This is a genomic window from Sphingomonas sp. BRN-1R (assembly GCF_057748035.1).
The window spans coordinates 376,630-402,500 of record NZ_CM173236.1 but is presented as its reverse complement, the minus strand read 5'-3'; the positions used below and the strand labels follow the sequence as shown (position 1 = coordinate 402,500).

General features: G+C 67.6%; 28 protein-coding genes (1 of these 28 running past the window's edge). 9 read left to right on the top strand and 19 right to left on the bottom strand.

Going from position 1 to position 25,871, the window contains the following annotated elements; all coding sequences use genetic code 11:
- The 6 genes from AC3ANX_RS01910 to hisS all read right to left on the bottom strand — a co-directional run.
- Positions 1 to 712 carry the start of a DUF4139 domain-containing protein gene (locus AC3ANX_RS01910; RefSeq protein ID WP_488335362.1) on the bottom strand. Its footprint begins 803 nt before the window's first position, so 712 of the gene's 1,515 nt are visible here — the first part of the coding sequence; it begins with the start codon at positions 710 to 712; its stop codon lies beyond the left edge, outside the window.
- Positions 712 to 2,136 (bottom strand): DUF4139 domain-containing protein, encoded by a 1,425-nt coding sequence (locus tag AC3ANX_RS01905; protein ID WP_488335361.1) that lies wholly within the window; start codon positions 2,134 to 2,136, stop codon positions 712 to 714. The genes AC3ANX_RS01910 and AC3ANX_RS01905 overlap by 1 nt, the downstream gene beginning before the upstream one ends.
- Positions 2,137 to 2,211: 75 nt before the next feature.
- Complete coding sequence (locus AC3ANX_RS01900; RefSeq protein WP_488335360.1) at positions 2,212 to 3,294, bottom strand: DUF4167 domain-containing protein; 1,083 nt, start codon at positions 3,292 to 3,294, stop codon at positions 2,212 to 2,214.
- A gap of 252 nt (positions 3,295 to 3,546) precedes the next feature.
- The gene (gene prmC / locus AC3ANX_RS01895) at positions 3,547 to 4,377 is read right to left on the bottom strand and encodes a peptide chain release factor N(5)-glutamine methyltransferase (protein ID WP_488335359.1); all 831 of its coding nucleotides are present in this window, start codon (positions 4,375 to 4,377) and stop codon (positions 3,547 to 3,549) included.
- A 96-nt stretch (positions 4,378 to 4,473) separates the two neighbouring features.
- Positions 4,474 to 5,550, bottom strand: coding sequence for a peptide chain release factor 1 (prfA, locus tag AC3ANX_RS01890; RefSeq protein ID WP_488335358.1), 1,077 nt, complete (start codon positions 5,548 to 5,550; stop codon positions 4,474 to 4,476).
- 106 nt (positions 5,551 to 5,656) lie between these two features.
- Complete coding sequence (gene hisS / locus AC3ANX_RS01885) at positions 5,657 to 6,889, bottom strand: histidine--tRNA ligase (RefSeq protein WP_488335357.1); 1,233 nt, start codon at positions 6,887 to 6,889, stop codon at positions 5,657 to 5,659.
- Between the two features lie 69 nt (positions 6,890 to 6,958).
- Between hisS and AC3ANX_RS01880 the strand changes: the two genes are divergently transcribed.
- The 3 genes from AC3ANX_RS01880 to ppa all read left to right on the top strand — a co-directional run bounded on the left by AC3ANX_RS01880 (position 6,959) and on the right by ppa (position 10,175).
- A complete protein-coding gene (locus tag AC3ANX_RS01880; protein ID WP_488335356.1) occupies positions 6,959 to 7,603 on the top strand; it encodes a DUF1345 domain-containing protein in 645 nt (214 codons plus the stop codon).
- Positions 7,604 to 7,665: 62 nt separating this feature from the next.
- Entirely contained in the window at positions 7,666 to 9,585 is a 1,920-nt protein-coding gene (locus AC3ANX_RS01875; RefSeq protein ID WP_488335355.1) for a M61 family metallopeptidase, read from the top strand.
- Positions 9,586 to 9,623: 38 nt separating this feature from the next.
- Positions 9,624 to 10,175 (top strand): inorganic diphosphatase, encoded by a 552-nt coding sequence (gene ppa / locus AC3ANX_RS01870; protein ID WP_488335354.1) that lies wholly within the window; start codon positions 9,624 to 9,626, stop codon positions 10,173 to 10,175.
- 126 nt (positions 10,176 to 10,301) lie between these two features.
- On the opposite strand, the gene AC3ANX_RS01865 is transcribed toward ppa, so the two are convergent.
- From AC3ANX_RS01865 to hisG, 8 genes are all read right to left on the bottom strand, one after another.
- Positions 10,302 to 10,655 carry a TfoX/Sxy family protein gene (locus AC3ANX_RS01865; protein ID WP_488335353.1) on the bottom strand — a complete coding sequence of 118 codons (354 nt, stop codon included), beginning with the start codon at positions 10,653 to 10,655 and terminating at the stop codon, positions 10,302 to 10,304.
- Positions 10,655 to 11,086: a GNAT family N-acetyltransferase gene (locus AC3ANX_RS01860; protein ID WP_488336862.1), complete on the bottom strand. Its 432-nt coding sequence runs from the start codon at positions 11,084 to 11,086 to the stop codon at positions 10,655 to 10,657. The genes AC3ANX_RS01865 and AC3ANX_RS01860 overlap by 1 nt, the downstream gene beginning before the upstream one ends.
- A gap of 44 nt (positions 11,087 to 11,130) precedes the next feature.
- Positions 11,131 to 12,021, bottom strand: coding sequence for a DMT family transporter (locus AC3ANX_RS01855; RefSeq protein ID WP_488336861.1), 891 nt, complete (start codon positions 12,019 to 12,021; stop codon positions 11,131 to 11,133).
- A 230-nt stretch (positions 12,022 to 12,251) separates the two neighbouring features.
- A complete protein-coding gene (locus AC3ANX_RS01850; RefSeq protein WP_488335352.1) occupies positions 12,252 to 12,728 on the bottom strand; it encodes a retropepsin-like aspartic protease family protein in 477 nt (158 codons plus the stop codon).
- 146 nt (positions 12,729 to 12,874) lie between these two features.
- Positions 12,875 to 13,999, bottom strand: a complete 1,125-nt coding sequence (gene ispG / locus AC3ANX_RS01845; protein ID WP_488335351.1) for a flavodoxin-dependent (E)-4-hydroxy-3-methylbut-2-enyl-diphosphate synthase — start codon at positions 13,997 to 13,999, stop codon at positions 12,875 to 12,877.
- A 67-nt stretch (positions 14,000 to 14,066) separates the two neighbouring features.
- A complete protein-coding gene (gene nusB / locus AC3ANX_RS01840; RefSeq protein ID WP_488335350.1) occupies positions 14,067 to 14,531 on the bottom strand; it encodes a transcription antitermination factor NusB in 465 nt (154 codons plus the stop codon).
- Positions 14,532 to 14,672: 141 nt separating this feature from the next.
- A complete protein-coding gene (gene hisD, locus AC3ANX_RS01835) occupies positions 14,673 to 15,956 on the bottom strand; it encodes a histidinol dehydrogenase (protein WP_488335349.1) in 1,284 nt (427 codons plus the stop codon).
- Entirely contained in the window at positions 15,953 to 16,615 is a 663-nt protein-coding gene (hisG, locus tag AC3ANX_RS01830; RefSeq protein WP_488335348.1) for an ATP phosphoribosyltransferase, read from the bottom strand. Before hisG ends, hisD begins: the two co-directional genes overlap by 4 nt.
- A 59-nt stretch (positions 16,616 to 16,674) precedes the next feature.
- Here hisG and AC3ANX_RS01825 point away from each other — a divergent pair, with 59 nt between their 5' ends.
- Positions 16,675 to 17,736 (top strand): DUF2332 domain-containing protein, encoded by a 1,062-nt coding sequence (locus tag AC3ANX_RS01825; protein ID WP_488335347.1) that lies wholly within the window; start codon positions 16,675 to 16,677, stop codon positions 17,734 to 17,736.
- 167 nt (positions 17,737 to 17,903) lie between these two features.
- Here the strand turns inward: AC3ANX_RS01825 and bla are convergent, their stop codons facing one another.
- The 3 genes from bla to AC3ANX_RS01810 all read right to left on the bottom strand — a co-directional run bounded on the left by bla (position 17,904) and on the right by AC3ANX_RS01810 (position 21,751).
- Complete coding sequence (bla, locus tag AC3ANX_RS01820) at positions 17,904 to 18,956, bottom strand: class A beta-lactamase (RefSeq protein ID WP_488335346.1); 1,053 nt, start codon at positions 18,954 to 18,956, stop codon at positions 17,904 to 17,906.
- A 180-nt stretch (positions 18,957 to 19,136) separates the two neighbouring features.
- Entirely contained in the window at positions 19,137 to 20,735 is a 1,599-nt protein-coding gene (gene nadB, locus AC3ANX_RS01815; protein ID WP_488335345.1) for an L-aspartate oxidase, read from the bottom strand.
- A gap of 89 nt (positions 20,736 to 20,824) precedes the next feature.
- Positions 20,825 to 21,751 carry an ABC transporter ATP-binding protein gene (locus AC3ANX_RS01810; protein WP_488335344.1) on the bottom strand — a complete coding sequence of 309 codons (927 nt, stop codon included), beginning with the start codon at positions 21,749 to 21,751 and terminating at the stop codon, positions 20,825 to 20,827.
- 83 nt (positions 21,752 to 21,834) lie between these two features.
- Here AC3ANX_RS01810 and AC3ANX_RS01805 point away from each other — a divergent pair, with 83 nt between their 5' ends.
- A complete protein-coding gene (locus tag AC3ANX_RS01805; RefSeq protein ID WP_488335343.1) occupies positions 21,835 to 22,068 on the top strand; it encodes a zinc-finger domain-containing protein in 234 nt (77 codons plus the stop codon).
- Positions 22,069 to 22,115: 47 nt separating this feature from the next.
- Positions 22,116 to 23,546 carry a metalloprotease TldD gene (tldD, locus tag AC3ANX_RS01800; protein ID WP_488335342.1) on the top strand — a complete coding sequence of 477 codons (1,431 nt, stop codon included), beginning with the start codon at positions 22,116 to 22,118 and terminating at the stop codon, positions 23,544 to 23,546.
- Positions 23,547 to 23,654: 108 nt separating this feature from the next.
- Here tldD and AC3ANX_RS01795 read toward each other — a convergent pair whose 3' ends face one another.
- The gene (locus AC3ANX_RS01795; protein ID WP_488335341.1) at positions 23,655 to 23,951 is read right to left on the bottom strand and encodes a CcdB family protein; all 297 of its coding nucleotides are present in this window, start codon (positions 23,949 to 23,951) and stop codon (positions 23,655 to 23,657) included.
- A complete protein-coding gene (locus tag AC3ANX_RS01790; protein ID WP_488335340.1) occupies positions 23,951 to 24,202 on the bottom strand; it encodes a type II toxin-antitoxin system CcdA family antitoxin in 252 nt (83 codons plus the stop codon). The genes AC3ANX_RS01795 and AC3ANX_RS01790 overlap by 1 nt, the downstream gene beginning before the upstream one ends.
- A 41-nt stretch (positions 24,203 to 24,243) precedes the next feature.
- On the opposite strand from AC3ANX_RS01790, the gene AC3ANX_RS01785 reads away from it, so the two are divergent.
- From AC3ANX_RS01785 to AC3ANX_RS01775, 3 genes are all read left to right on the top strand, one after another.
- Positions 24,244 to 25,182: a DUF5996 family protein gene (locus tag AC3ANX_RS01785; RefSeq protein WP_488335339.1), complete on the top strand. Its 939-nt coding sequence runs from the start codon at positions 24,244 to 24,246 to the stop codon at positions 25,180 to 25,182.
- Positions 25,182 to 25,385, top strand: a complete 204-nt coding sequence (locus tag AC3ANX_RS01780) for a putative signal transducing protein (protein WP_488335338.1) — start codon at positions 25,182 to 25,184, stop codon at positions 25,383 to 25,385. Before AC3ANX_RS01785 ends, AC3ANX_RS01780 begins: the two co-directional genes overlap by 1 nt.
- A 144-nt stretch (positions 25,386 to 25,529) precedes the next feature.
- Complete coding sequence (locus tag AC3ANX_RS01775) at positions 25,530 to 25,868, top strand: P-II family nitrogen regulator (RefSeq protein ID WP_488335337.1); 339 nt, start codon at positions 25,530 to 25,532, stop codon at positions 25,866 to 25,868.
- Positions 25,869 to 25,871 lie beyond the last annotated feature (3 nt).

Below are 25,871 nucleotides of genomic sequence, written 5' to 3'. Positions count from 1 at the left end.
TGGTTACGTCGCCGCTCGCCAGCGTCACCCAGGCGAGCAGATCGGCGGTCACGCCGTCGGGGCGCAAGGTGGCGACGTAATTGGCCTGCCAGTCGAACCCCCAGGCGAGGTACGACACGCTCAGCGTCACCGTCCTTGCCACCGGCGAGTCGACCTCGATCGACAATGTCGGTTGGTCGGGCAGTGCGGGCGGCAAGCCGCGATAGCCGATCGCGTCCGCGCCACCATGGCAGTCGACCGCCTCGAACCCTTGTGCCGTCTGCACGATCGCCGCGCCATCCGGGCCGGAGCGCAGGATCGCCTCCTCCTCGATCACGCGCTTGCCGACGTGGCGGCGGATCGTCACCGGGCGTCCGAAGCTCGCCGCGTAGAGCGTCGCCGGCGAGAGCAGATCGGCGTCGAGGTTCTTCTCACGCACGCCTTCGCCCAAGCCGGCGATGATCGCGCTTTCGGGCAGGATGCCGGCGGCGACGCCGCGAAAGCGGACCACCGCCCGTCCCGCCGGCAGGGAGACGGTGCGCTGTTCGGTGACGAGCGCGTAACCGCGCAGCCAGCCACGATTGATCGCCACCTTGGCGTCGCGTTCGGGCGCGCGGTAGATCGTCACCGCGACCCTGGCCGGTGCGGGCGACACCACCACCGGCGCATCCTGCGCGCGCGCCGGCATCGCCAGCACGAGCAGCAGAGCCGCCGCCAGCCAGCGCGCGGACATCAGTAGCGCGTGTCGAAGGTCGCGGTCAGGCTCGCCGATCCGTTGGCGGGCACGGCGACCTGCCACACCGCCTCGTCGGCATCGGGGCGCTCGCTTTTCTGGCTCTCCTCGACGATCCGCGTGTCATGCCACCAGCCGTCGAGCCCGGCCTGCGCCAGTTCGACGGTGACCGGGGCGGCGCGCGCGTTGGTGAGGCGGTAGCTCATCGTCGTGCGCCAGCGGTCGGTGCCGATGCGTTCGCGCTTTTCGACCACGGGCAGGATCTTTACATCGAACGCCTCGCCGGTTTTCAACGCGAGCGCGGAGCCCATCGGCGTGTGCGGGATCGCGCTCTCGCCGATGAATTGCGGGCTACCGCGCACGTCGCGCATATAGACGCGCACCGTGCCCGCAGGGAGCGCATCGCCCAGCCCTCCGCCCTTCGAAGAGGAGAACTTCAGCACGGTATCGACGCTCGCGGCCTCGTCGAGCTTGTCCAGCCATCCGTTACGATAGAAATACGCCTTGCTCGCGGGTACGCCGGCGACGTTGAGGAAGCTGACCTGCTTGGTCTGGGCGTTGGCGATCGTGGTGCGATCGGCAAGCGGATAGATGTAGAAGTCGCCGAGTTGCTCGCGGCCCGCCGTCTCGGTGCCAGGCTGGTTGCCGCGCGGCTGGCGATTGGGGCGGTATCCGTTGCCATCGTTGCCGTCGCCGACCGTGCCCGCCACCAGCAGGGTACGCGCATTGGCGAAGGTCGTGCCGCTGGTGTTCGACAGCGTCACCCAGCCCTGCACGTCGAGCTTGCCGGCGCGTTCGTCGAACAGGGCGACGTAGTCCGCCTTCCAGCGGAGCCCGCGCGACAGATAGCTGAGCGTCACCGGCCGCACCCCCGCCGCCTGTGCGTCAAGCGTGATCGACAGCGTGGGTCGCGCGCGGAGACCGGCGGGAAGCGATGGGAAGACGACATGCGCATTGTCACCCAGCACCTCGATCCGGTCGCCGATCTGGACGATGGTGCCGCCGTTGTTGGCGAGCACGCGCGCACTCTCACGCGTCTCGACGCCGGTGGCGGGATTGGTGCGTACGACGGTGACGGTCTGGCCGACCGCCTTGTTCATCAGCGCTTGCGGCGAGAGCAGGTCGTAGTCGAAATTCTGTTCGACGATGCCGGCGTCGGGTGCGGACAGCGTCACCGTCTCGGGGCGGATCTGCGCGGAGACGTCGGGAAAGTCCTGCCGGCTGATCCCGCGCGGCAGCGCCAATCGGCGCGTGTCCTGCACCAAGGCAAGATCGTTGTTGTAGATCGTGACAGAGACGTCGCCCTGACCGCTCGGGCTCTGCGCGCCCGGCGCCTGCGGCACGGTCGCGGGCGTGGTCTGCGCGCTCGCGGGCATGGGTGCGGCGATCAACGCCAGCAGTCCGCTCGAAACTCCAAGCCGCATCGCCCTCTCCCCGGTTGGCCCTTGCCTTAGGCTAGGGCCGCTACGGGACGATGACAATGCGGCTCGAACGAAGGTTCAGGCCTGAACCGGCTCGGTCGCGGGCGGACGGCCACGGCGGCGACGCGGCTTTTCGACCGGTTCGCCATCGCTCGCCTCGGGCGCGCTCTCGGCGGCAGGCGCAACGGCCGGCTCGGGTGCGGGGGTGCCGGCGGTGAGCGACGGCGGCAACAGGCCGGCATCGAAGGTCGGTGCGGCTTCGGCCTCCACCGGCGTCACGCGGCGCGGGCGGCCGCGACGGCGCGGCTCGGCCGCAGGTGCCTCAGCAGCGGGTGCGTCGATCGCGGGCGCCTCGGGCGCGGCAGGTGCGGCCTGCACCTCTGCGACCGGCTGCTGCTCGGCGCGGACGTCCTCCTGCGCGGCGTCCTGGCGATCCTGACGCACATCTGCGCGCCCATCCTGACGTGCGTCCTGACGCCCATCCTGGCGCCCGTCCTGACGATTGCCGTCGCGCTGCGGACGCCGGTCCTCACCGCCACGCTCCTGACGCGGCTGGCGGTCGCCTTCGTTGCCGCGACGCGGGCGTCCGTCGTTGTTCGCGCGGTCGCGCGGGGTATCGTCATTGGCACGATCACGCTGAGCGTCGTCGTTTGCGCGGGCGCGCTGGCCGTCTTCATACTGGCCACGGTCGCGCTGCGAACCGCCCTGGCCGTTCTGATTGCCGTTCTGCCCGTTCTGAGCATAGCCGTTGCCGCCATTGCCGTTGCCGTTCTGCTGGCGCTGTGGCTGCGACTGCTCGCCCCCGATCGGCTCCCCCTCGTCCTCGTAATCCTGCTCGTCCTGGTCGAACGTGTTGGCGCCGCCCGGGCGACGGCCCTGCTGCGCCTGGTTGTTCTCCTCGAACCGCGAGCGCGTCTCGGCCAGCACGCGGAAATAATGATCCGCGAACTGAAGGTAATATTCGATGTTGACGCGGTCGCCCTGCATCTGCGCATCGCGCGCCAGCGCCTTGTATTTCTCAAGAAGCTGCGCCGCGTTGCCGCGCGCGCGATTGTCGATGCGGTTGCCGTTGTCCTGGCCGCGGCCCGGATTGCCACCCTGCGAGCGCTGCTGCTGCCCGCCACGACCGCGACGACGGCCGGCTTGACGATTGTTGATCAACTGTTTGTCCTGTCCTTCGAAACCAAACCGGCGTGTGCTCCACGAGATGTAGATGCATGCCCCTCGGCCATTCTGACGCCGAACCGAAAGGGCGCCGAAAGCCTGCCACGATCGCCGGACCACAGCGATTGCATGACGAAGGAGGCGGGCAACCGACCGATCTCAACCCATGACGGTGGTATCGCGTGCCCCTATGCCTGTCCATTAGCGGCTGATGCGCCGATATCCAAGCGGAATATTGTCTCCGTACGCCTACGGATCAAGGGGCGCATCCGTGGCGATCAGCGCGCGCGCATGCCCGGCCAGATCGCGCCGCACCGCCACCGCGAAACCAGCGGCGACGAGCAGCGCGGAAACAGCGTCGGCCTGAGTCGCGCCGATTTCGAGGATCGCCGCGCCACCGGGCGCAAGCAGCGCCCGAAGCTGCGGCACGATGCGCCGATAATCGGCGAGCCCGTCGCTGCCCGCGAACAGCGCCGCGCCGGGCTCATGCTCGCGCACCTCGCGCGGCAGCGGTTCGTGCGTGCCGATATAGGGCGGGTTGGCGAGGATCAGGTCGAACTGACCGTCGACACCTTCCGCCCAGTCGCCGAGGCGCAAGGCGGCGCGATCCGCCATGCCCAAAGTGAGCGCGTTGCGGCGCGCATAGTCGAGCGCGTGCGGCGAGGCGTCCACACCGACGCCGGTGGCACGCGGCCATTGGTCGAGCGCGGCGAGCAACAGCGTGCCCGGCCCGGTGCCGAGATCAAGGATCGTCGCCGGCGCGCTGGCGGCGAAATGCTCGACCGCCGCTTCGATCAGCGTCTCGCTGTCCGCGCGCGGGACCAGCACGCCCGGGCCGACTGCCAGCTCGATCGTCCAGAATGCGCGGGTGCCGGTGATGTACGCGATCGGTTCGTGCGAAAGGCGGCGCGCGAGCAGCGGTGCGAACGCATCCGGCGCGGGAACGTCGTGGCCGAGCAACAGCGCCTCGCGCGTGACGCCGAGCGCGTGCGCCATGAGGAGTTCGGCATCGAGGCGCGGTGTCGGCGATACATCGGCGAGGTCGCGCGCGGCCTGCGCGATCGTCTCGCGCACCATCATCACAAAAGCCCGCCACGGCAAAGCCGTGTCGCCGGACGGCGCGAGCGCCGCCGGCCGCTCTTGGGCGAGTCTTGCTGCGGCACGCAGCAAACCGCCCTATGAGTCAAGACTCGCCAACCGCTCCGCCTCGTCCTCGGCGATCAGCGCGCCGATCAGCTCGTCCATCTCGCCTTGCAGGATCTCGGGCAGGCGGTGCAGCGTCAGGTTGATGCGGTGATCGGTCACGCGGCCTTGCGGGAAATTGTAGGTGCGGATCCGCTCCGACCGATCGCCCGAGCCGACCATCGACTTGCGCGCGCCCGCCCGCTCCGAATGCAGCCGCTCGCGCTCCTGCTCGTAGAGGCGCGTGCGCAACACTTTCAACGCCTTGGCCTTGTTCTTGTGCTGCGACTTCTCGTCCTGCTGGATCACGGTCAGCCCGGTCGGGATATGGACGATGCGCACCGCCGAATCGGTCGTGTTGACCGACTGACCGCCCGGCCCCGACGATCGGTAGATGTCGATGCGCAGATCCTTGTCGTCGATCTTGATGTCGACGTCCTCCGCCTCGGGCAGCACCGCCACCGTCGCCGCCGAGGTGTGGATGCGCCCGCCCGCCTCGGTCGCGGGGACGCGCTGCACGCGGTGGACGCCGCTCTCGAACTTCAGTTTGGCGAACACACCCTTGCCCTCGACCGAGGCGATCGCTTCCTTGAAGCCGCCGCTTTCGGAACTGGACGCGGAGATCAACTCGACCCGCCAGCCCTGCCCCTCGGCATAACGCTGGTACATGCGGAACAGGTCGCCCGCGAACAGCGCCGCCTCGTCGCCGCCGGTGCCCGCGCGGATCTCGAGCATCGCCGCACGCTCGTCGGCGGCGTCGCGCGGCAGCAGCGCGAGTTGCAACGCCCGCTCGGCCGCTGCAAGATTGGTCTGATTGTCGAACAGTTCCTCCGACGCCATCTGGCGGAGTTCCTCGTCCGCCTCCTGCGTCATGTGCTGAAGCGAGTCGGATTCGGCGCGCAGCCGCCGCACCTCGCCGGCCGCGCGCGCGACGGGTTCAAGCTCGGCATATTCCTTCGACACCGCGACGAACCGGTCCGACGGCAGATCGCCGGTCGCCATCAGCGCCTGCAACTCGTCACGCCGCGCCTCGATCTGCGCGATCCGTTCGGGGGAGATGGTGGCGCTCATGCGCGGCCACGCACCGTCACCCCAGCGAAAGCTGGGGTCTCGTGGTGAAGGCGCGCGCTCCGCACCGGGAAGACCCCAGCATACGCTGGGGTGACGATCGAGGGAGTCACAGCGCCGCCGCCAGAACGTCCGCGATGCGAGACTCGCCGCCGTCGACAACCCGCACCGTCACCTTGGACGCACCGTCTTCAAGACCGACCTGCACGATCTCGCGCGGACCGAGCTTGAGCGCCTTGTCGTAGCGCTTGCGCGGCGACCCCGTCGCCACCAGCGTCGCCGCATGGCCCGCGCGGCGCAACGCGGCGATGGTCGCGACCGCCGCGTCATGCGCCGCGTCCTGCTCGACCACGACTGCGACATCGAGCGCCTCCACCGCAGGCTCCGCCAGCAACATCGCCAGCCGCTCGATCCCCGCCGCCCAGCCGACGCCCGGCGTCGCCGGGCCGCCAAGACTCTCGATCAGCCCGTCGTAGCGTCCGCCCGCCAGCACCGTGCCCTGCGCGCCGAGCCGATCGGTGACGAACTCGAACGCGGTGTGGCGATAATAATCGAGCCCGCGCACCAGTCGGCCGTTGCGGGTCCACGCCACGCCCGCCGCGTCGAGCCCCTTCGTCACGCTCTCGAAGAACGCACCCGCCTCGGCGGTCAGGTAAGAGTCGATCCCCGGCGCGGCATCGGCGATCGGCCGGTCGCGCGGGTCTTTCGAATCGAGGATGCGAAGCGGGTTCTTCTCCAGCCGCGCGAGGCTGTCCTCCGACAACTCGCCGCGATGCGCCTCGAAGTGCGCCACCAGAGCAGCCCGCCAAGCATCGCGCGTCTCGGCGTCGCCCAGAGTGTTGAGCTGCAACGTCACGCCTTCCGCAATGCCGAGCTCGTGGAGCAACTGATCGGCCAGTACCAGCAACTCGACATCGGCGGCGGGCTCGGCCGCGCCGATCACCTCGGCGTCGATCTGGTGGAACTGGCGGAAGCGGCCCTTCTGCGGGCGTTCGTAGCGGAACACCGGGCCATGCGTGGCGAGCTTCAGCGGCGCGTACTGCTGCCAGCCTTCGGTCAGATAGGCGCGGGCGATGCCGGCGGTGAACTCGGGCCTGAGCGTCAGAGAATCGCCGCCGCGATCCTCGAACGTGTACATCTCCTTGGAGACCACGTCGGTCGTCTCGCCGAGCGAGCGCGCGAACACGGCGGTCGATTCGAACACGGGGATTTCGAGCCGCTGGAAGCAATACAGCCGCCGCACGCGATCGAACGTGTCGACCACTGCTGCGAAGCGGCGCTGCTCCTCGCCGAAGATATCCTGCGTGCCGCGGATGCGTTTTGGGGTTTCGATGCGTGCCATAAAGCCGCGTTCTCTAGGGGCTAAGGCCACGCTTGAAAAGCGGCTGCGCGAGGCGCAAGCGCTCAGCCCATGCAACACCTCAACCTCGGTCACAAAGTCGCGCCGCCGCGCTTCATCGTCTTCGCGATCGTCTTCGTCGCCGGGCTCGCCGCCGCGATCCCGCTGCTGGGGTGGAGCCGGGGGGCAATGGCGGCCTTCGACGCGGCGAGTTTCGTCTTCCTCCTGCTCGAAACGGCGTTGCTGCGCCATGACAAGGCGGACGAGATGCGTCGCACCGCGCGCACCAACGACGCCAATCGCGCCGGGCTGCTCGTCCTGACGGGTGTGACGATGCTCACCATCCTGGTCGCGGTCGCCAAGGAGATGCAGGGCAAAAGCGACCCCAAGATCATCGCGCTGGTGATCGCGACCCTGGTGCTGGCGTGGCTGTTCTCCAACACCGTCTATGCGCTGCATTATGCGCATCTCTATTACGGCGAAACCGACGACGGGAAGGATGCCGGCGGGCTCGACATTCCCAAATGCGACGAGCCCGATTACTGGGACTTCATCTATTTCAGCTTCACGCTCGGCATGACCTTCCAGACCTCCGACGTCGAGATCACCTCGCGGCAGATCCGCCGCGTTTCGCTTGGCCAGTGTCTGGCGGCGTTCGTGTTCAACCTCGGCGTGCTCGCCTTCACGATCAACACGTTGGGCAGCGGCGGGAACTGACTGGACGCGGGCGGCGGGCGCGGTCTAGGTTGCGGACATCATCCCTGTTTCCGCTGGATTTCATGCACCCCAAAATTGCCATCGCGCTCGGCGCCCTCGCCGCCGTTTCCCCCGTCCATGCCGAAAATTCGAAGCCGCAGCCGGTGCCCTTCCAGGACACGATCCCGGCCCCGCGCGACGTCGCGTTTCCGGGCACGGTGACGCTGAACATCGACGCGACCGACACGCGGCGCGGCATCTTCACCACGCAGGAGACGATCACCGGCGTGCAGGCCGGCCATATGGTGCTGCTGTTCCCGAAATGGCTGCCCGGCAACCATTCCCCCACGGGGCAGATCGACAAGCTCGCCGGGCTGCACATCATGGCGGGCGGCCCAAATGGAAATCGGGAGATTCCGTGGACGCGCGATCCGGTCGACGTCACCGCCTTCCATATCGACGTGCCGCAGGGTGCGAGCGCACTCGATATCCGCTTGCAGTTCCTCTCGGCGACCAAGGCCGATCAGGGCTCGATCGTGATGTCGCAGAACCTGCTGCGGCTCCAGTGGAACTCGATGAGCCTGTACCCGGCCGGCTATTTCACGCGCCGGATCCCCGTGCAGGCGACCGTGACCTATCCGAACGGGTGGAGCGCGGCTTCCGGCCTGCCGTCGACTGCGACCGGATCGGTCTATCGCTACCAGCCGACCGATTACGAGACCCTGGTCGATTCGCCGGTGCTCGCCGGGCGCTATTACAAGAAGTGGGCGCTGTCGCCGCGCGTCAACCTCGACGTCTTCGCCGACAACGCCGCCGAGCTTGCCGCCACGCCCGAACAGATCGACGCGCACAAGCGGCTGGTCGCGCAGGCAGTCAAGCTGTTCGGCGCGCAGCATTACGACACGTACGAATTCCTGCTCGCGATCTCCGATCAGATCGGCGGGATCGGCCTCGAACATCACCGTTCGTCGGAAGACGGCGTGAAGCTCGGCTATTTCCTCAACTGGAAGGACGGCCCCGGCCCGCGCAACCTGCTGCCGCACGAATACACGCATAGCTGGGACGGCAAGTTCCGCCGCGGCGCGGAGCTGTGGACCCCCGATTTCCGCACGCCGATGGTCGACAAATCCCTGTGGGTCTATGAAGGCCAAACGCAATTCTGGGGCTACGTCCTCCAGGCGCGTTCGGGCATCGTGTCCAAGCAGGACACGCTCGACATGTACGCCGGCATCGTCGCGCAGCTCGACACCCGCCCGGGCCGCAACTGGAAGCCGCTGATCGACACCACCAACGATCCCACCATGTCGCAGCGCCGCCCGCGCGGCTGGGTGAGCTACCAGCGTTCGGAAGATTATTACAACGAGGGGCTGCTGGTGTGGATGGAGGTCGATTCGATCCTGCGCCGCGAATCACACGGCAAGAAGTCGATCGACGATTTCGCCCGCGCGTTCTTCGGGCTCACGGACGGCGATTTCGGCGAAGTCACCTACACGTTCGACGATGTCGTGAAGACGCTCAACCAGATCTTGCCCTATGACTGGGCCGGTCTGCTCTCGAAGCGGCTCACCGAAACCGGCGCGCCCGCCCCGATCACCGGCTTCGCCGCCAACGGCTACACGCTCGTCTATACCGACGCGCAATCGCCGTCCGCCAAGGATTCCGAAAAGACCCGCAAGGTGACGGACCTCAGCTATTCGCTGGGCGTGACGGTCGGCAAGGATGCCGAGATCACCGCGGTGGGCTGGGACACGCCCGCTTTCAAGGCGGCGCTGACGCCCGGCGACACGATCGTCGCGGTCAACGGCGCATCCTATAGCGACGCCGCGCTGAAGGCTGCGATCACCGCCGCCAAGACCGCCACCACCCCGATCACGCTGCTGGTGAAGCATGGCGCAAGCATCGATCCCGTAACGATCGACTATCATGGCGGCTTGCGCTATCCGCACCTGCAAAAGACCGGCACCGGAGAGGGTGGTCTGGATCGCTTGCTGCAACCCCGCTAAGGGCTGCCACCGACCATCAGGGACAGGATAGAAGAACAATGCGGATCGACATGATTCCCACGGGCAAGAACCCGCCGGAAGACCTTAACGTCATCATCGAAGTTCCGGTCGGCGGCGAGCCGGTCAAGTATGAGTTCGACAAGGACAGCGGCGCGCTGTTCGTCGATCGCATCCTGCACACGCCGATGCGCTACCCGGCGAACTACGGCTTCATCCCGCACACGCTGTCGCCCGACGGCGATCCACTCGACGCGCTGGTCGTCGCGCGTTCGCCGTTCATCCCAGGCTGCGTGGTGCGCGTGCGCCCGATCGCGGTGCTCAACCTCGAGGACGAAGCCGGCGGCGACGAGAAGCTGCTGACCGTGCCGGTCGACGCGACCTTCCCCTATTACAGCAACATCGGCGAGGGCAGCGACCTGCCCGAGATCGTGATGCAGCAGATCGAGCACTTCTTCACCCATTACAAGGACTTGGAGAAGAAGAAGTGGGTCCGCGTCGGCAAGTGGCTCGGCGCAGAGGATGCACGCCGCATCGTGATGGAGTCGATCGAGCGCTACGCGCAGTCGAAGAAAGAACCGCACGCGGTTTGATGAGCACGTGGCGGGCGCACAGTGCTCGCCACGCCCGTCGCCCCGGCGCAGGCCGGGGCCGCTGTGTAACGTGAACAGCCGCTCGCCCAAAACCTGACGGCCCCGGCCTGCGCCGGGGCGACGCTTTCAGGTGCGCCGCTTTGCCTTTACCGGCGCACGCCGCGCGGCGGCGATCGCCAGCCCGGCCCATTCCCGCATCGCATCCATATCGTCGTACACATCATCGGGCGCGCGACGATAATTGATCGACTGCACCGTGCCGCCATCCCGCTCGACGGTGAAGCGCTCGGCACCCAGCGTATCCCAAACCGTCTCGCTCTCGGCATCGGCCTTGAACCACAAGGCGTCGTAGGCGAGGATCGCGAAGGCGAACCCGTCGCAATAGAGCGTCGCACCACCGAACAGGCGCTTGCGGCTGATCGCGCCCAGCGACGCGCACGTCTCCGCCGCCCAGTCCGCCAGCCCCGCATCAACCGCCATCAGCGCCCAGCCAGTGTGGCGAGTGTCTCGCCCGAGACGCGCTGCACGGTCCATGCGTCCATCGCCTCGGCCCCGATGCGGCGGTACAGTTCGACCGCCGGCGTGTTCCAGTCGAGCACCCACCATTCGAACCGCGCGCAGCCGCGATCCAGCGCCACGCCGGCAAGATGCCGCAACAGCGCCGATCCCGCCCCCGCCCCGCGTGCTGCGGGCGTGACGTAGAGGTCGTCGAGCCAGATGCCGCGCCGCCCCGTCCAGGTTGAGAAACTGTAGAAGAACACCGCCATGCCGACACGCACGCCGTCGATCTCGGCGATCAGCGCCTCGGCCGCCGGAGCCGCGCCGAACAGCGCCTCGTGCATCAGCGCTTCGGTCGAGACCACCGCTTCGGGCTCCTTTTCGAACGTGGCCAGCTCGCGCACGAAGCCCATGATGGTCGGTACGTCGTCTGCCTGGGCAAAGCGGATCGTCACGGTCACAATTCGGTCTCCAGTATCGGGGCGGTAGCACGCGCGCGCAGGCCACCGAGGCATCCGCAGATGATGAGCGCCGCGCCAGCCAGCGTGTAGAGCGACAGCGTTTCCGAAAACACCAGCCAGCCGAGCAGCGACGCCCATACGAAGCCGGTATATTCGCTCGGCGCAAGATCACTCGCGCGGCCACGCGCGTAGGCCCAGGACAGCAGCATCAGCGAGGTGGTGGCGAGCGCCGCCGCCCCCACCAGCGCCGGCCAGTGGTGTGCGGCCGGGGGCGCAGCGAACAGCGGCGCGGCGGCCAGCATCACCACCGCGACGATTCCTGTCTGGAAGAAGGCGATCTCGACCGGGCGGGCGACCTGCGCCTGTTGTCGCATCAGGATGATGTTCCACGCATAGCACAGTGCCGAACCGAGCACCGCGAGCGAGCCGAGCGCCGCCTCCGGCCCGAGCCGCCCCTGTGCCTGCCCCGCGAAGATGATCGCCACGCCGACCACCGCCACCCCTGAGCCGATCACCGCCCCCCGCCCGATCCGTTCCTTGAGCAGGACCGCCGCCAGCAACAGCGCGACGAGCGGCGCGACGAAGGTGAGCGCGACCGCCTGCGCCATCGGCACGCGCGCGAGCCCCCAGAAAAACTGGATCGTCATCGCCGCCGAGATGCAGCCGCGCAGCAGGTGGATGCGCAGCACCGCCGCCGTCGGCCAGCGCGTCCGCGCGGCGAGGAAGATCGCGCCGGTGAGGATCGTGCCCGCGACGCTGCGCCACAGGATTGCGTTATACGCGCCGATCGCCAGCGACAGACCCTTCATCACCGCGTCCATCGTCGAAAACACGGCGATTCCGAGCGTCGCGACGGCAAAGACGAGGACGGGCGACGCGGGCTTCATCGCGCGCATGTAGCGGGCGCGAGCGGATGCGTCAGCGGGAATTGACGGGGGAGATCATCAGCCACACTTATGGTCGCGATGGCGCATTCCGAAAGACTGCCGCCGCTACTCACCCGTTCGGGCTGAGCGAAGTCGAAGCACGTGCCACGGGCGCAGTGTTCTCGCACGCACTTCGACTAGGCTTAGTGCGAAGGGAGGGAGATGCGACGGTCGGGGATGTGAGGCCGAACTCAATCCAGCCGCATCGTGTCGCCGCTGATGCTCACCTGGTTGAGCCGACGCAGATAGCTCTGCCCGAGCAGCGAGATGTCGGCATCGGCGAGCACCACGCCGCGCACGTCGGCGGCGCGTTTGCCGTCGAGGTCTATCCCGGCGATCCGCACCGCCTGCCCGCGCACCTCGCCCGAGGCGCCGCGCCCGACCACTTCGAACCGGTTCGGGTCGAAGTCGATATGCGCGCGGCGGGCGTCGGCCTGCGTCAGCGCGACCGTATCCGCGCCAGTATCGACGACGAAGCGGATCGGCTCGTCGTTAACATTGGCGACCGTGAGGAAATGCCCGCTTTCGGCGCGGTCGATCACCGTCTCGACCGGCTTCTCCGCTTCGGGCGCGGCGACGACGGCGGGCGGAGCGGCGGGCTTGGCCGCCGGCAGCGACAGGCCGATCGCGATCCCTGCGACGATGACAATGGCGAGCGGCAGCTTCATGGCAACCATGCTAGACGCGCGTGGTTGAGCCGGCGTTAGCGGCGATGGTTAAGGGCGAGTCCGCTTCCTGTTCCCCGGCGAAGGCCGGGGTCCGGTCGGAAAGGTAGCAGCGACGCGCAACGCCGATTTATCATCGCCCCAACACATCACTCCGCCGCGACCGCCTCCGGCGCGTTCGCCGCCTCGATCTCAGCCGCCTTGGCTTCGACCAGTTGCACGATATGGTCGAGCATCCCCTCGTCGCCGACGGTGTGCGCGGTCACGCCCGACAGATAGACCATGTGCTTGCCATTGCCGCCGCCGGTCAGCCCGATATCGGTCTCGCGCGCCTCGCCGGGGCCGTTCACCACACAGCCCAGCACCGACAGCGACAGCGGCGTGCGGATATGCTGGAGCCGTGATTCGAGCGCCTCCACGGTGCGGATCACATCGAAGCCCTGCCGCGCACACGACGGGCACGAGACCACGCGCACGCCGCGGTTGCGGATGCCGAGCGCCTTGAGAATCTCGAAGCCGACGCGCACTTCCTCCTCGGGCTCGGCCGAGAGCGAGACGCGCAGCGTGTCGCCGATGCCGTACCACAGCAGCGAACCGATGCCGATCGACGACTTGACCGTACCGCCGACGAACCCGCCCGCCTCGGTGATGCCCAGGTGCAGCGGGCAATCCACCGCCTCGGCAAGCTGCTGGTAGGCGGCGACCGCCAAGAACAGGTCGGATGCCTTTACCGCGACCTTATATTCGTGGAAATCGTGATCCTGGAGCAGCTTGATATGATCGAGCGCCGATTCAACCAGCGCGTCCGGGCACGGCTCGCCATATTTTTCGAGCAGATCCTTCTCGAGGCTACCGGCGTTCACGCCGATGCGGATCGCGCAGCCGTTCGCCTTGGCGGCGTTGACGACTTCCTTCACCCGGTCCGACGAACCGATGTTGCCGGGGTTGATGCGCAGGCACGCAGCCCCCGCATCGGCGGCTTCGAGCGCGCGCTTGTAGTGGAAGTGGATGTCGGCGACGATCGGCACGTGGGCAGCGCGGACGATCTGCTTCAGCGCGGTGGTGCTCTCCACGTCTGGGCAGGAGACGCGGATGATATCGACACCGGCATCCTCGCAGCGGCGGATCTGGTCGATCGTCGCGCGCACGTCGCTGGTCGGCGTGTTGGTCATCGTCTGCACCGTTACCGGCGCGTCGCCGCCGACGGGGACGTTGCCGACCATGATCTGGCGGCTCTGACGACGGGCGATATCGCGCCACGGACGAAGGGACATGGGTACGGATTCCTTGGAGGTTTCTCAGGCCATATAGCGCTTTGTCGCCGCGACGTGAACCCGCGCGTCAGGCGGTGCGGCGCACGTCCCTGGCGATGCCGTCGAGCAGGCCGTTGACGAAGCCCGCCTCGCGCTTCTCGAAGAAGGCATGCGCGACATCGACATATTCGCTGATGACGGTGGCGACCGGCACGTCGACTCGCGCCAGCAGTTCGTAGGTGCCCGCGCGCAGGATCGCACGCATCGACTTGTCGAGCCGTTCGAGCGTCCAGCCGCTCGCCAGTTTCGCACGGATCGCGGCGTCAATCTCATCACCGCGCGCGGTCGCGCCGGTCACCACATCGTCGAAGAAGGCGACGTCGGCCTCGGCATATTCGGCATCCTCGATCGTCGCGCCGAGCCGGTGCGCGTGGAATTCGTGGAGCAGGCGGGGCACGGGCGTGCCCTCCATCTCATGCTGATACAGCGCTTGGGTAGCGGCAAGACGCGCGGCGGCGCGGGCCTTGGATCGGGCAGCGGTACGGGAAGACATGCGCGCGCCTGTATCAAAGGAATCGCCAGACGGGAACCGTTCTCCCGCGAAAGCGGGAGTCCAGATTCGGCGCGCAGCGCCGACCGCGCTGCCGCGCGCGATCTGGCAAGGGCTGGGCTCCCGCCCGCGCGGGAGCACGGGTCAGAGCCGCAAAGCCACCGACTTCGCGTGCGCGGGCAGGCCTTCGGTCTCGGCCAGCGCCACCGCCGCCGGGCCGATAGCGGCGAGGCTGGCGGGATCGAGTTGCAGGAAGCTGGTGCGCTTCATGAAGTCGAGCACCGACAGCCCGCTGGCGAAACGCGCGCGTCGTCCGGTCGGCAACACATGGTTTGGCCCGGCGACATAATCGCCGATCGCCTCCGGAGTATGCCGGCCGAGGAACACCGATCCGGCATGGCGCACCTGATCGAACAGCGCCTGCGGATCGTCGCACGCCAGTTCGAGATGCTCGGGCGCGAGCCGGTCGACCAGCGGCAGCGCTTCCTCAAGGCTGGCGGTGACGATGATCGCGCCGTTCGCATCCCAGCTTTGCCGCGCAGTATCGGCGGTGGCGAGCTGGCCGATCTGGAGATCGACCGCCTCGGCGACCGCTTCCGCGAAGGCCGCGTCGTCGGTGAACAGGATCGACTGGCTGGTCGGATCATGCTCGGCCTGACTGAGCAGATCGGCGGCGATCCATTCGGGATCGTTCTTGCCGTCCGCCACCACGACGATCTCGCTCGGTCCGGCCACCATGTCGATGCCGACGAGGCCGTACACCTGCCGTTTGGCCTCGGCGACCCAAGCGTTGCCCGGCCCGGTGATGACGTCGACCGCAGCGATCCGGCTGGTGCCGTAAGCGAGCGCGGCGATCGCCTGCGCCCCGCCGATCCGCCATACCTCGTCCACCCCGGCGATATGCGCGGCGGCGAGCACCAGCGGGTTGACCTCGCCGCCCGGCGTCGGCGTCACCATTACCAGCCGCTCGACCCCGGCGACGCGCGCGGGAATCGCGTTCATCAGCACCGAGGAGGGATAGGCCGCGCGCCCGCCGGGGATGTAGATGCCAGCCGCCGCAATCGCGTTCCAGCGCGCGCCGAGCCGCACGCCCGCCGCATCGGTGGTGTCGCTGTCGGCCGGCTTCTGCTTCTCATGATAGGCGGCGATGCGCGCGGCGGCGAGATCGAGCGCATCGCGCAGATCGGGCGCGAGCGCCTCGTAAGCGGCGATCCATTCCGACTTTTCGATCCGCCAGCCGGTCGCGTTGAGATCGTGGCGATCGAACTTCTCGGTGAACGCCGCCACCGCCGCATCGCCCTCGTCGCGCACGCTGGCGAGGATCGTGCGCACGTCGCGCGCGACATCGGCGTCGCTCTCGCGCCGCGCGTTGACCAGCGCGGTGAAATCGCGGTCGAACGACGGATCGGATGTGGAGAGGCGGATCACGCCACCACCTCCGCGCTCACCGCCTGCCGGAAGCGCTCGACCAGCGGCACGATCTCGGCGCGCGTCTTGAACGCCGCGCGGTTGACGACCAGCCGCGAGGAGACCTCGGCGATTACCTCGACCTCGACCAGCCCGTTCTCCTTGAGCGTCCGCCCCGACGACACCAGATCGACGATGCGCGGCGCCAGCCCCAGCAGCGGCGCCAGCTCCATCGCGCCGTTGAGCTTCACGCACTCGGCCTGCACGCCGCGCGCCTCGAAATGCTGCGCGGTGACATGCGGATATTTGGTGGCGATGCGGACATGGCTCCAGCCGCGCGGATCGTCGCCCGCCGCCATCTGCTGAGGCTCGGCCACCGACAGCCGGCAGTGGCCGATGCCGAGATCGACCGGCGCGTACAGTTCCGAATAGTCGAACTCGGCCAGCACGTCCGACCCGACGATGCCGAGTTGCGCCGCCCCGTGCGCGACGAAGGTCGCGACGTCGAACGCGCGCACGCGGATCAGGTCGATGCCCGGCGTCTCGGTATGGAAACGCAGCGCGCGGCTGTTCTCGTCGCTGAACGCGGCTTCGGGGACGATGCCAGCGCGCTTCAACAGCGGCACCGCTTCTTCGAGGATGCGGCCCTTGGGCACGGCGATGATGATCGGATCGGTCATGGATGGCGCGGCTTTACTTGGGCCGCCGCGCAGGCGCAACAGAGCGCAGGAGGCGAATCATGGGCGACGAAGCGACCAACCGGCAGGCGTTCGGGATCCAGCACGGCTTCTGCACCAAGATGGGCGCGCCGATCACCGCGCGGATCTGCGCCGCGCTGGCGGTGAGCCTCGACCGCAGCACGAGGACCGGCGCGCGCATCCTCGACTGGCCGGGCGAGCCGACCGCCGACGCGCTCCCCTTGCGCACCGTCGGCGGGTTGCACGCGCTCGATCTCGCCGGGGTCGCGCCCGCGCTGAGCCGGGTGTTCGCGGGCGAGATCGTCGCGGATGCGGCGGTGCAGGCGGTGTTGCGCGACGCTTTCGCCGCGCATGGCGACGCGCTGTACCCTTGGCTCGACGGGCCGCCGCAGACCAACGAGGCGGGGCGATCGGGGGTGCTGATGACGGGGCTGCTCGCCGTAGCGCGGCGTCATGGTTTGCCGCTGGAGTTGCTGGAGATCGGGTCGAGTGCGGGGCTCAACCTGTTGATCGACCGCTTCCGCTTCGATCTCGGCGGGATACGGGTCGGCCCCGAAGACTCGCCGGTGCTGATCCGCCCCGAATGGCGCGGAGCCCTGCCGGAAAGCGCACCGCTGACGATCCGCTCGGTACGCGGGGTGGAGATCGCACCGGTCGACGTGCGCGATCCCGCAGCGGCGGACCGGCTGCGCGCCTATGTCTGGGCGGACAATCCCGACCGTATGGAACGGCTGACGCAGGCGATCGCGATGATCCGCGCGCGGCCGGTCGCGCTCGAACAGGGTGATGCCGCCGACTGGGTCGAGGCGCGCCTTGCCGAGCCGCAAGCCGAGGGTCACGCGCGCGTGCTGATGCATTCGGTGGTGTGGCAGTATCTCGGCGGCGAGCGACAGGCGCGGATCGCGGCGGCGATGGCCGAAGCCGCCGAACGTGCCACATCAGAACGTCCGCTCGCGTGGGTGCGCATGGAGCCCGATCGCGTGGCGGCCGAGCAGCACTTGTGGGTGCAAAGCTGGCCCGATCACCCCGAACCGATGCTGCTGGCGCGCGCGCAGGCACATGGGAGCTGGATCGAGCCCACCCACCCCGTTCGTCCTGAGTAGCTGCCGAGTAGCCGCTTGCGGCGTATCGAGGTAGCGTATCGAAGGACAGGCCTCGAACGCCGCCTGTGCTTCGATACGGGCTCTCGATACGCCCTATGGGCTACTCGATCCCTACTCGGCACGAACGGGAGGAACAGCGGCCCCGGCCTGCGCCGGGGCGACGGTAACTAGGGGTTCGCCACCACCGCCGCGACCACCGATTGCATCAACTGCTGCCGCTGCGGGATGGTGCGCGGCGTGTCGCCGATCATCACCGCGATCGCATAGGCGCGCCCATCCGGCGCCATCAGCAGCCCGACATCGTTATACCCGGCGGTGCGCCCGGCGAGATCCTGCCCCGTGCCGGTCTTGTGCCCGAAGCTCCAGCCTGGCGGCACCGCGCCGCGCATCCGCTGCTTGCCGGTCTTGGACGATTCCATCGTGCCGATCAGCAGCGCGGTCGAATCGGCCGAGAGCAACTCGCCCTTCTTCAGCCGCGCGAGTGCGCCCGCGATCGCGCTCGGCGCGGCGCCGTCGGGCGGATCGGCGACATAGCGTTCGAACGCAGCAATCCGTGCCGATTGCGGCAGCCGCGCGCGCGCCAGCGAGAAGGCGTTACCGAACGCATATTCGGGCTTCCACGTGAGCCCGGCGGTGGCGCTTTGCAGCAATTTCTCACCCGGACCGAAGCGGATGTTGCCGAGCCCCTTGCGCGCGATGAAGTCCCGCACCGCGCTGGGGCCGCCGACGTAGCGCAGCAGCCGGTCGTTGCAGGTGTTGTCGCTCATCGTCAGCGCGCGGCGCAGCAATTCGCCGACCGTGGTCTGATACTGGCCGTCCTTGAGCAGCGACGCGACCGGCTGGTGGAACAGGGTCAGGTCGGCGCGGGTCAGCGTGATCGGATCGTCGAGCGTCAGGCGGCCGCGATCGCGGAAATCGAGCACGGTCATCGCCACCCACAGCTTGCTCACGCTTTGCTGCGGCAGGCGGACGTCCCCGTTGCTGTCGATCGTCCAGCCCTTGTCGATGCTGCGCACCGCGACGCCGACGCGCCCGTCGAAGCTGCGCGCCACCGCGCTGATCGCGCGGTTCAGCCCCTCGGGCGGGGCGACGGGGCGCGGCACCGACGGGGGCACCGCCATCACCACCTGCGCGTCGCCGCGTGCAGGTCTGGTGTTCGTCGCATGCGATGGCGTGCGTGCATCGTTCACGCACGAACAGAGTGCAACGGCAAGCAGCATGCCGGAAATCGGCCGGGAGGATTCGAACGCCAAGGTCTCGGTCACTTCATGGTTGCCCCGCGAACCCCCGTTGGCAGGAACGGCAAAAGTGCTGAATCTTTCGTGCGTTGGCAATATTGTATTATCCCTGCGCAGGCTCACGCAGCGATGAAGCGACGCAAATCGGCGACAGGCAGCCGCCTACGGCACCAGCACGGTGTCGATCGCCTCAGGCAGCATGTCCGGGTAATCGAGCGTATAGTGCAGTCCCCGGCTTTCCTTGCGGTGCAGCGCCGAACGCACGATCAGCTCGGCGGTCTGGAGCAGGTTGCGCAGCTCGATTAGGTCGGGCGTGACGCGGAAATGGCCGTAATAATCGTTCACCTCGTCGGTGAGCATGCGGATACGGTGCTGCGCGCGCTCGAGCCGTTTGGTGGTGCGCACGATGCCGACGTAATTCCACATGAAGCGGCGGATCTCGGTCCAATTCTGCTTGATGACCACCTCCTCGTCGGAATCGGCGACGCGGCTCTCGTCCCACGCCCGGATACGCGGTGGCGGCGGCAGATCGTCCCAATGCGCGGTGATGTGGCGCGCGCACGCCTCGCCGAACACGAAACATTCGAGCAGCGAGTTCGACGCGAGCCGGTTGGCGCCGTGCAGCCCGCTTTCCGAACATTCGCCCGCCGCATAGAGGCCGGGCAGATCGGTGCGCCCGTCGAGGTCGATGACGATGCCGCCGCAGGTATAATGTTGCGCGGGCACGACCGGGATCGGCTCCCTGGTCATGTCGATGCCGAGGCCGAGCAGCTTCTCCTGGATGTTGGGGAAATGCTCGTGGATGAACTCAGGGCCGCGGTGGCTGATGTCGAGATGGACGTAATCGAGCCCGAGCCGCTTGATCTCATGGTCGATCGCACGCGCGACGATATCGCGTGGCGCAAGTTCGGCGCGCGCGTCGAAATCGGGCATGAAGCGGTAGCCGCTGTCAGGCAGCAGCAGGTGCCCGCCCTCGCCGCGCACCGCCTCGGTGATGAGGAAGTTCTTGACGTCGAGATTGTAGAGGCAGGTCGGGTGGAACTGCATCATCTCCATGTTGGAGACGCGCGCGCCCGCCCGCCACGCCATCGCGATGCCGTCCCCGGTCGCGCCGCGCGGCGCGGTCGAGAACAGGTAGGTCCGCCCCGCCCCGCCCGTCGCCAGCACGGTCGCGCGCGCGGTGAACAGCTCGACGCGGCCGGTCTCGCGGTCGACCGCATAGACGCCCCAGACATGGCCAGCGCCCGAATAGCGCTCCTCGTGCTTGCTGGTGGCGAGATCGACGCACACCATGTCGGGGATCAGCCGGATGTTGGGATGCGCCTCCGCCGCCGTCTGCAACGCGACCTGCACGGCATGGCCGGTGGCATCGTCGACATGGACGATGCGACGGTGCGAATGGCCGCCCTCGCGGGTGAGGTGCGGCGCCCGATTGCCTTCGGGGCCGTCCATGTTGAAGGGCACGCCCAGTTCGGTCAGCCGCGCGATCGCCTTCGGCGCGTTCTCCACCACGAACTCGACGGTGGCGCGATCGTTGAGGCCCGCGCCGGCGATCATCGTGTCGTTGATGTGGCTCTCGAACGTGTCGCCGGGCTCCAGCACCGCCGCGATTCCACCCTGCGCCCAGGCGGTTGAGCCCTCGTCGAGCTTGCCCTTGGCGAGCACCGTCACCTTGAAGTGGTCGGCAAGGTTGAGCGCGGCGGTAAGCCCGGCCGCGCCGGAGCCGATGACGAGGACGTCGGAGGTATGCGCTTCAGCCATCGGCTCTTGTTCCGTTCGTGTCGAGCGAAGTCGAGACACCTGCGCCCGGCTCCGTGTCTCGACTTCGCTCGACACGAACGGGAGAGGGATCAGGCCGCGTTGGCCGCCCGCGTAAGGTTGAGGAACACGTCCTCGAGATCGGCCTCGCGCGTGCTGACGTCGACGATGCCGAACCCGTCGGACTGGATCGCCGCCAGCACGCCGCCCGCGTTCACCCGGTCCTTGCGATAGGTGATCTCGAGCACACGCTCGCCCTTCAGCACGATCTTCTCGAAACTGTCGTGCACCGGCACGCCGGTCACGTCGCGATCGACCGTCACCGCGACGATCTTCTCCTGCGCCATGCCGACCAGCTCGCGGGTCGGCTGGTTGGCGATGACGCGACCGTGGTTGATGATGGCGATGCGGTCGCACAGCTCCTCGGCCTCTTCGAGATAGTGCGTGGTCAGCACCACCGTCACGCCCTGCTCGTTGAGCGTCTTCACATAGGCCCAGAGCTGCTGGCGAAGCTCGATGTCGACGCCCGCGGTCGGCTCGTCGAGCACCAGCACCGGCGGCGAATGCGTCATCGCCTTGGCAACCATCAGCCGGCGCTTCATGCCGCCGGACAGCGTGCGGGCATAGGCATTGGCCTTGTCCTCGAGATGCACCGCGCGCAGCAGCTCCATCGAGTGGCGCTTGCCCTTCGGCACGCCGTACAGGCCGGCGGCGATCTCCAGCGTCTCGAAAGGCGAGAAGAAGGGATCGAAGGTGATCTCCTGGTTGACGATGCCGATCGACGCCTTGGCGTTGCGCGGGTGCTGATCGATGTCGAAGCCCCAGATCGAGGCATGGCCGCCGGTCTTGTTGACGAGCCCCGCCAGGATATTGATGAGCGTCGACTTGCCCGCGCCGTTCGGCCCGAGCAGCCCGAAGATCTCCCCGCGCGGCACATCGAACGTCACTCCATCGAGCGCGCGCTTGCCGCCCTGATAGGTCTTGCACAGATCGACGATGGAGATCGCGGCTTCGGTCATGGTTTCGCGCATACGCCCTCAAACGTGCGGCGCAACCCTAAAGGCGATTGAGTGCGCTTCGGCTCCTTGCTATCGCAACGCCCATGATCGTACCGCCCGAAACCACCCGCGTCTCCCAGCCCCGCGTCGCCTGTGACGGCGCGAGCGATATCCCCGGCGGCGCCGCGCTCGGCCACCCGCGCGTGTTCCTCGAGATCGACGAAGCCGGCTATGTCGATTGTGGCTATTGCGACCGTCGCTTCATCCTCATCGGCGGCCCCGCCGACGGCGTCGACCAGTCGACGCTGCCCGATCATCCGGATGGCGCCAGCGTCTGATCGCGCGGGCGTGATGACATCGCGTTTCGCTGCCCTATATTGATGCGATGACCAGCCCAACCGATCCGCGCGCCTTCCTCTATCATGACGGCCAGCTCTCGCCCGATGCGGCGCTGGCGCTCACCGAAAGCGCATTGTCGCGCGCCGACGACGGCGAACTCTACCTGCAATATCGCAAGTCGGAGGCGTTCGGCTTCGACGACGGGCGGTTGAAGACCGCGAGCTACGACACGCATTCGGGCTTCGGCCTGCGCGCCGTATCGGGCGAGACCACCGCGTTCGCGCACGCCAACGAACTCTCCGCCGACGCGATCCGCCGTGCGTCCGAGACGATGGCGCTGATCGATCCCGCCACCGGCCCCAAGGCCGCGCCCCCGCGCGCGACCAACCGCCACCTCTATACCGATGCCGATCCGCTCGATCTGGTGCCGTTCGCCGACAAGGTGAACCTCTGCCAGACGATCGACGCCGCCGCGCGCGCGCGCGATCCGCGTGTGGCGCAGGTGTCGGTGTCGCTGATGGGAAGCTGGCAGGTGGTCGAGATCGTCCGTCCTGACGGCTTCGTCGCGACCGACGTGCGCCCGCTGGTGCGGCTGAACGTCTCGATCGTGGTCGAACAGAACGGCCGGCGCGAGACCGGTACGCACGGGCTCGGCGGGCGCTATCTCTACGCCGATCTGTTCGCGGCCGAGACGTGGAACCGCGCGATCGACATGGCGCTGGCGCAGGCGGTGGTGAACCTCGATTCGGTCGCCGCACCCGCCGGCGAGATGACCGTGCTGCTCGGGCCGGGCTGGCCGGGCATCCTGCTCCACGAGGCGATCGGCCACGGGCTGGAGGGCGATTTCAACCGCAAGGGCACCTCGGCCTTCTCGGGCCGCATCGGCGAGCGCGTCGCTGCGCCCGGCGTGACGGTGGTCGACGACGGTTCGATCATGGACCGGCGCGGCTCGCTGTCGATCGATGACGAGGGCACGCCCAGCCAGGAAAACGTGCTGATCGAGGACGGCATCCTCAAGGGCTATATCCATGATCGCCTCAACGCGCGGCTGATGGGCGTCGCCCCGACCGGCAATGGCCGCCGCGAGAGCTTCGCGCACGCGCCGATGCCGCGCATGACCAACACCTTCATGCGGGGCGGTAACGACGATCCCGCCGAGCTGCTCAGCCGCGTGAAGACCGGCATCTTCGCCAAATCGTTCGGCGGCGGTCAGGTCGACATCGTGTCGGGCAAGTTCGTCTTTTCCTGCACCGAGGCGTACCGCATCGAGAACGGCAAGATCGGCGCGCCGATCAAGGGCGCGACTTTGATCGGCGACGGGCCGTCGTGCCTCACCAAGGTGAAGGGCATCGGCAACGACTTCGCGCTCGACGAGGGCGTCGGCATGTGCGGCAAGGGCGGGCAATCGGTTCCGGCCGGCGTCGGCCAGCCGACCTTGCTGGTCGAGGGGCTTACGGTCGGCGGGACTGCGGTCTAGGCTTCGTGCAGCGGATTAGCGGCAGCTAATCCGCGCCCGGCACGAAGCCCGGCCGGCCTCGCGCCAGCGAGGACCGACGGCGTGGCTTCGCCACGCCGCGCCTGAGGTTCAGATGCCGGAGATCAGGAAATCGAGCGCGCCTTTAATCGCATACTCATGCTCGATAAGTGTCCCGATACGCTCGCGCAGTAGCCGTGCATCAAGCGCGGTCGCGAAGTGCGTCTTGAGAACGAGGCGATCTCCGTTGAGCGCCAGTAGCGGGTTGAGACGCGCCGATACCTGGCTACCCTCCTCAATTGTCTGGAGCGGAACCACAAGCCGGGTTCCCAGCCCTGATACCAAGTCGGACTGACAATCGACGACCAGCTCGCCATCGGGCAACAGAAACACCTCGAACTGTGCCATCAGAACAGGCGATACTTCTCCAGAGGCAGCCCATGCTCCTCGACCCAGCGATTGTTCGCCTCGATCGCCTCGCGGTTCTCCTCCTGCCAGCGTCGCCAGCGCTCAGCCTTGACCGCTTTGGCAAGCGCCTCCTCGCTGGTACGCGACAGGCTGATGCCGTATTGCTTGGCCTCCGCCACCACCGCTTCGTCGAGCGACAGGTTGACCGAGCGGCGCTTGGGCGGCGATAGCGGTTTCACGAGCATGCGCATAGACTATGCGCATGCCGTATGCGGGTCAAACGGAGACGGCGATGCACGACGACTGGCCCCAACTCAATTGGCCGACATGGCGCGAGACCGCCATCGCGCTGCAACTGCGCACGCAAATCGTCGGCAAGGTGCGGCTCGCGCTGACGCCGTGGCTCAACCATAGCTGGCATGTGCCGCTCTATGTTTCGGCACGCGGGCTCACCACCTCGGCGATTCCGGTGGGCGGCCGTATCCTCGAGATCGACTTCGATTTTCTGCACGACCGGCTGATCTTCATCACCAGCGACGGGCGTAGCCGGGGCGTCGGCCTTCACGCCGGCAGCATCGCCGATTTTCACACGGCCGTGATCGCGTGCCTGAGCGATCTCGACGTACCCGCCAGCTTCGACGGCACGCCCAGCGAAATGGCCGACGCGACACCCTTCGCCGAGGATCACGCGCACCGCCCCTATGATGCGAACACGGTGCGCAGCTTCTGGCAGGCGCTGATCCGCACATCGCGCGTGTTCGGGCAGTTCCGCACCGGCTTCCTCGGCAAGGCAAGCCCGGTGCATTTCTTCTGGGGCAGCTTCGATCTCGCCGTGACGCGCTTCTCGGGCCGCGCCGCGCCGCGCCATCCCGGCGGCGTGCCCGGCCTGCCCGACGATGTGACGTGCGAGGCCTATAGCCACGAGGAAGCGAGCATCGGCTTCTGGCCGGGCAGCGACGCCTATCCGACCGCCGCCTTCTACGCCTACGCCTATCCTTTGCCCGAGGGCTATGCCGCCGCCGCGATCGCGCCTGAACAGGCAGTGTGGGACACGACGCTCGGCGAGTTCATCCTGCCGTATGAAGCGGTCCGCACCGCCGCCGACCCGGATGCGGCGATCCTCGCCTTCTGCCACAGCAGCTACGATGCCGTTGCCGATCTGGCAGGGTGGGACCGCGACGCGCTCGAATGCCCGCTCGGTCATCCGCGCGTGCCGCGGGTGGTCGCCTGATGGCCATCGTGGAAATCGGCCGCTTCAATCGCAACGAAGCGCATATCGTGATCGGGCGGCTGGAGGCGGAGGGAATCCCCGCGCTGGCGCTCGATGCCAATGCGAGCATCGCCGACGGCAGCTACCTGTTCATCCCGGTCCGGGTGATGGTGGACGAAGATGATGCCGAGGATGCGCGCCGGATCGTCGCCGACGCTGCCTGAAATTCAGGCAGTTTCTCGCAACTGCACAAAATTTACCTGGCGATAAGGTTTTGTTCCTGCCAACCGGCGCGAAAATGCGTCGTTTCGACTTGGCACGCGGCTTGCTGAACACCTTTTCGGGATAAAGCGAAAAGGGGGCGTCGAGTGAAGCTCGTTATTGCCATCATCAAACCATTCAAGCTCGACGAGGTGCGCGAGGCGCTCACCGAGATCGGGGTCGCGGGCATGACCGTCACCGAGGTGAAGGGTTTCGGCCGCCAGAAGGGCCAGACCGAAATCTATCGCGGTGCCGAATACAGCACCAACATGGTGCCGAAGATCAAGATCGAGATCGTCTGCGCGTCCGATCTGGCGGCCAAGGTGGTCGAATCGATCCAGGCTTCCGCCAACACCGGCGCGATCGGCGACGGCAAGATCTTCGTCCTCGACGTCGGGCAGGCGGTGCGCATCCGCACCGGCGAAACCGACGAGACGGCATTGTGAGAG

Excerpts from the sequence above, each read along its gene's own strand:
- AC3ANX_RS01905 (WP_488335361.1), bottom strand. The coding sequence starts at position 2,136 with ATGCGGCTTGGAGTTTCGAGCGGACTGCTGGCGTTGATCGCCGCACCC.
- prmC (WP_488335359.1), bottom strand. The coding sequence starts at position 4,377 with ATGATGGTGCGCGAGACGATCGCGCAGGCCGCGCGCGACCTCGCCGAT.
- prfA (WP_488335358.1), bottom strand. The coding sequence starts at position 5,550 with ATGAGCGCCACCATCTCCCCCGAACGGATCGCGCAGATCGAGGCGCGG.
- hisS (WP_488335357.1), bottom strand. The coding sequence starts at position 6,889 with ATGGCACGCATCGAAACCCCAAAACGCATCCGCGGCACGCAGGATATC.
- AC3ANX_RS01880 (WP_488335356.1), top strand. The coding sequence starts at position 6,959 with ATGCAACACCTCAACCTCGGTCACAAAGTCGCGCCGCCGCGCTTCATC.
- AC3ANX_RS01875 (WP_488335355.1), top strand. The coding sequence starts at position 7,666 with ATGCACCCCAAAATTGCCATCGCGCTCGGCGCCCTCGCCGCCGTTTCC.
- ppa (WP_488335354.1), top strand. The coding sequence starts at position 9,624 with ATGCGGATCGACATGATTCCCACGGGCAAGAACCCGCCGGAAGACCTT.
- AC3ANX_RS01865 (WP_488335353.1), bottom strand. The coding sequence starts at position 10,655 with ATGGCGGTTGATGCGGGGCTGGCGGACTGGGCGGCGGAGACGTGCGCG.
- AC3ANX_RS01860 (WP_488336862.1), bottom strand. The coding sequence starts at position 11,086 with ATGGGCTTCGTGCGCGAGCTGGCCACGTTCGAAAAGGAGCCCGAAGCG.
- AC3ANX_RS01855 (WP_488336861.1), bottom strand. The coding sequence starts at position 12,021 with ATGAAGCCCGCGTCGCCCGTCCTCGTCTTTGCCGTCGCGACGCTCGGA.
- AC3ANX_RS01850 (WP_488335352.1), bottom strand. The coding sequence starts at position 12,728 with ATGAAGCTGCCGCTCGCCATTGTCATCGTCGCAGGGATCGCGATCGGC.
- ispG (WP_488335351.1), bottom strand. The coding sequence starts at position 13,999 with ATGTCCCTTCGTCCGTGGCGCGATATCGCCCGTCGTCAGAGCCGCCAG.
- nusB (WP_488335350.1), bottom strand. The coding sequence starts at position 14,531 with ATGTCTTCCCGTACCGCTGCCCGATCCAAGGCCCGCGCCGCCGCGCGT.
- hisG (WP_488335348.1), bottom strand. The coding sequence starts at position 16,615 with ATGACCGATCCGATCATCATCGCCGTGCCCAAGGGCCGCATCCTCGAA.
- AC3ANX_RS01825 (WP_488335347.1), top strand. The coding sequence starts at position 16,675 with ATGGGCGACGAAGCGACCAACCGGCAGGCGTTCGGGATCCAGCACGGC.
- bla (WP_488335346.1), bottom strand. The coding sequence starts at position 18,956 with ATGCTGCTTGCCGTTGCACTCTGTTCGTGCGTGAACGATGCACGCACG.
- nadB (WP_488335345.1), bottom strand. The coding sequence starts at position 20,735 with ATGGCTGAAGCGCATACCTCCGACGTCCTCGTCATCGGCTCCGGCGCG.
- AC3ANX_RS01810 (WP_488335344.1), bottom strand. The coding sequence starts at position 21,751 with ATGACCGAAGCCGCGATCTCCATCGTCGATCTGTGCAAGACCTATCAG.
- AC3ANX_RS01805 (WP_488335343.1), top strand. The coding sequence starts at position 21,835 with ATGATCGTACCGCCCGAAACCACCCGCGTCTCCCAGCCCCGCGTCGCC.
- tldD (WP_488335342.1), top strand. The coding sequence starts at position 22,116 with ATGACCAGCCCAACCGATCCGCGCGCCTTCCTCTATCATGACGGCCAG.
- AC3ANX_RS01795 (WP_488335341.1), bottom strand. The coding sequence starts at position 23,951 with ATGGCACAGTTCGAGGTGTTTCTGTTGCCCGATGGCGAGCTGGTCGTC.
- AC3ANX_RS01790 (WP_488335340.1), bottom strand. The coding sequence starts at position 24,202 with ATGCGCATGCTCGTGAAACCGCTATCGCCGCCCAAGCGCCGCTCGGTC.
- AC3ANX_RS01785 (WP_488335339.1), top strand. The coding sequence starts at position 24,244 with ATGCACGACGACTGGCCCCAACTCAATTGGCCGACATGGCGCGAGACC.
- AC3ANX_RS01780 (WP_488335338.1), top strand. The coding sequence starts at position 25,182 with ATGGCCATCGTGGAAATCGGCCGCTTCAATCGCAACGAAGCGCATATC.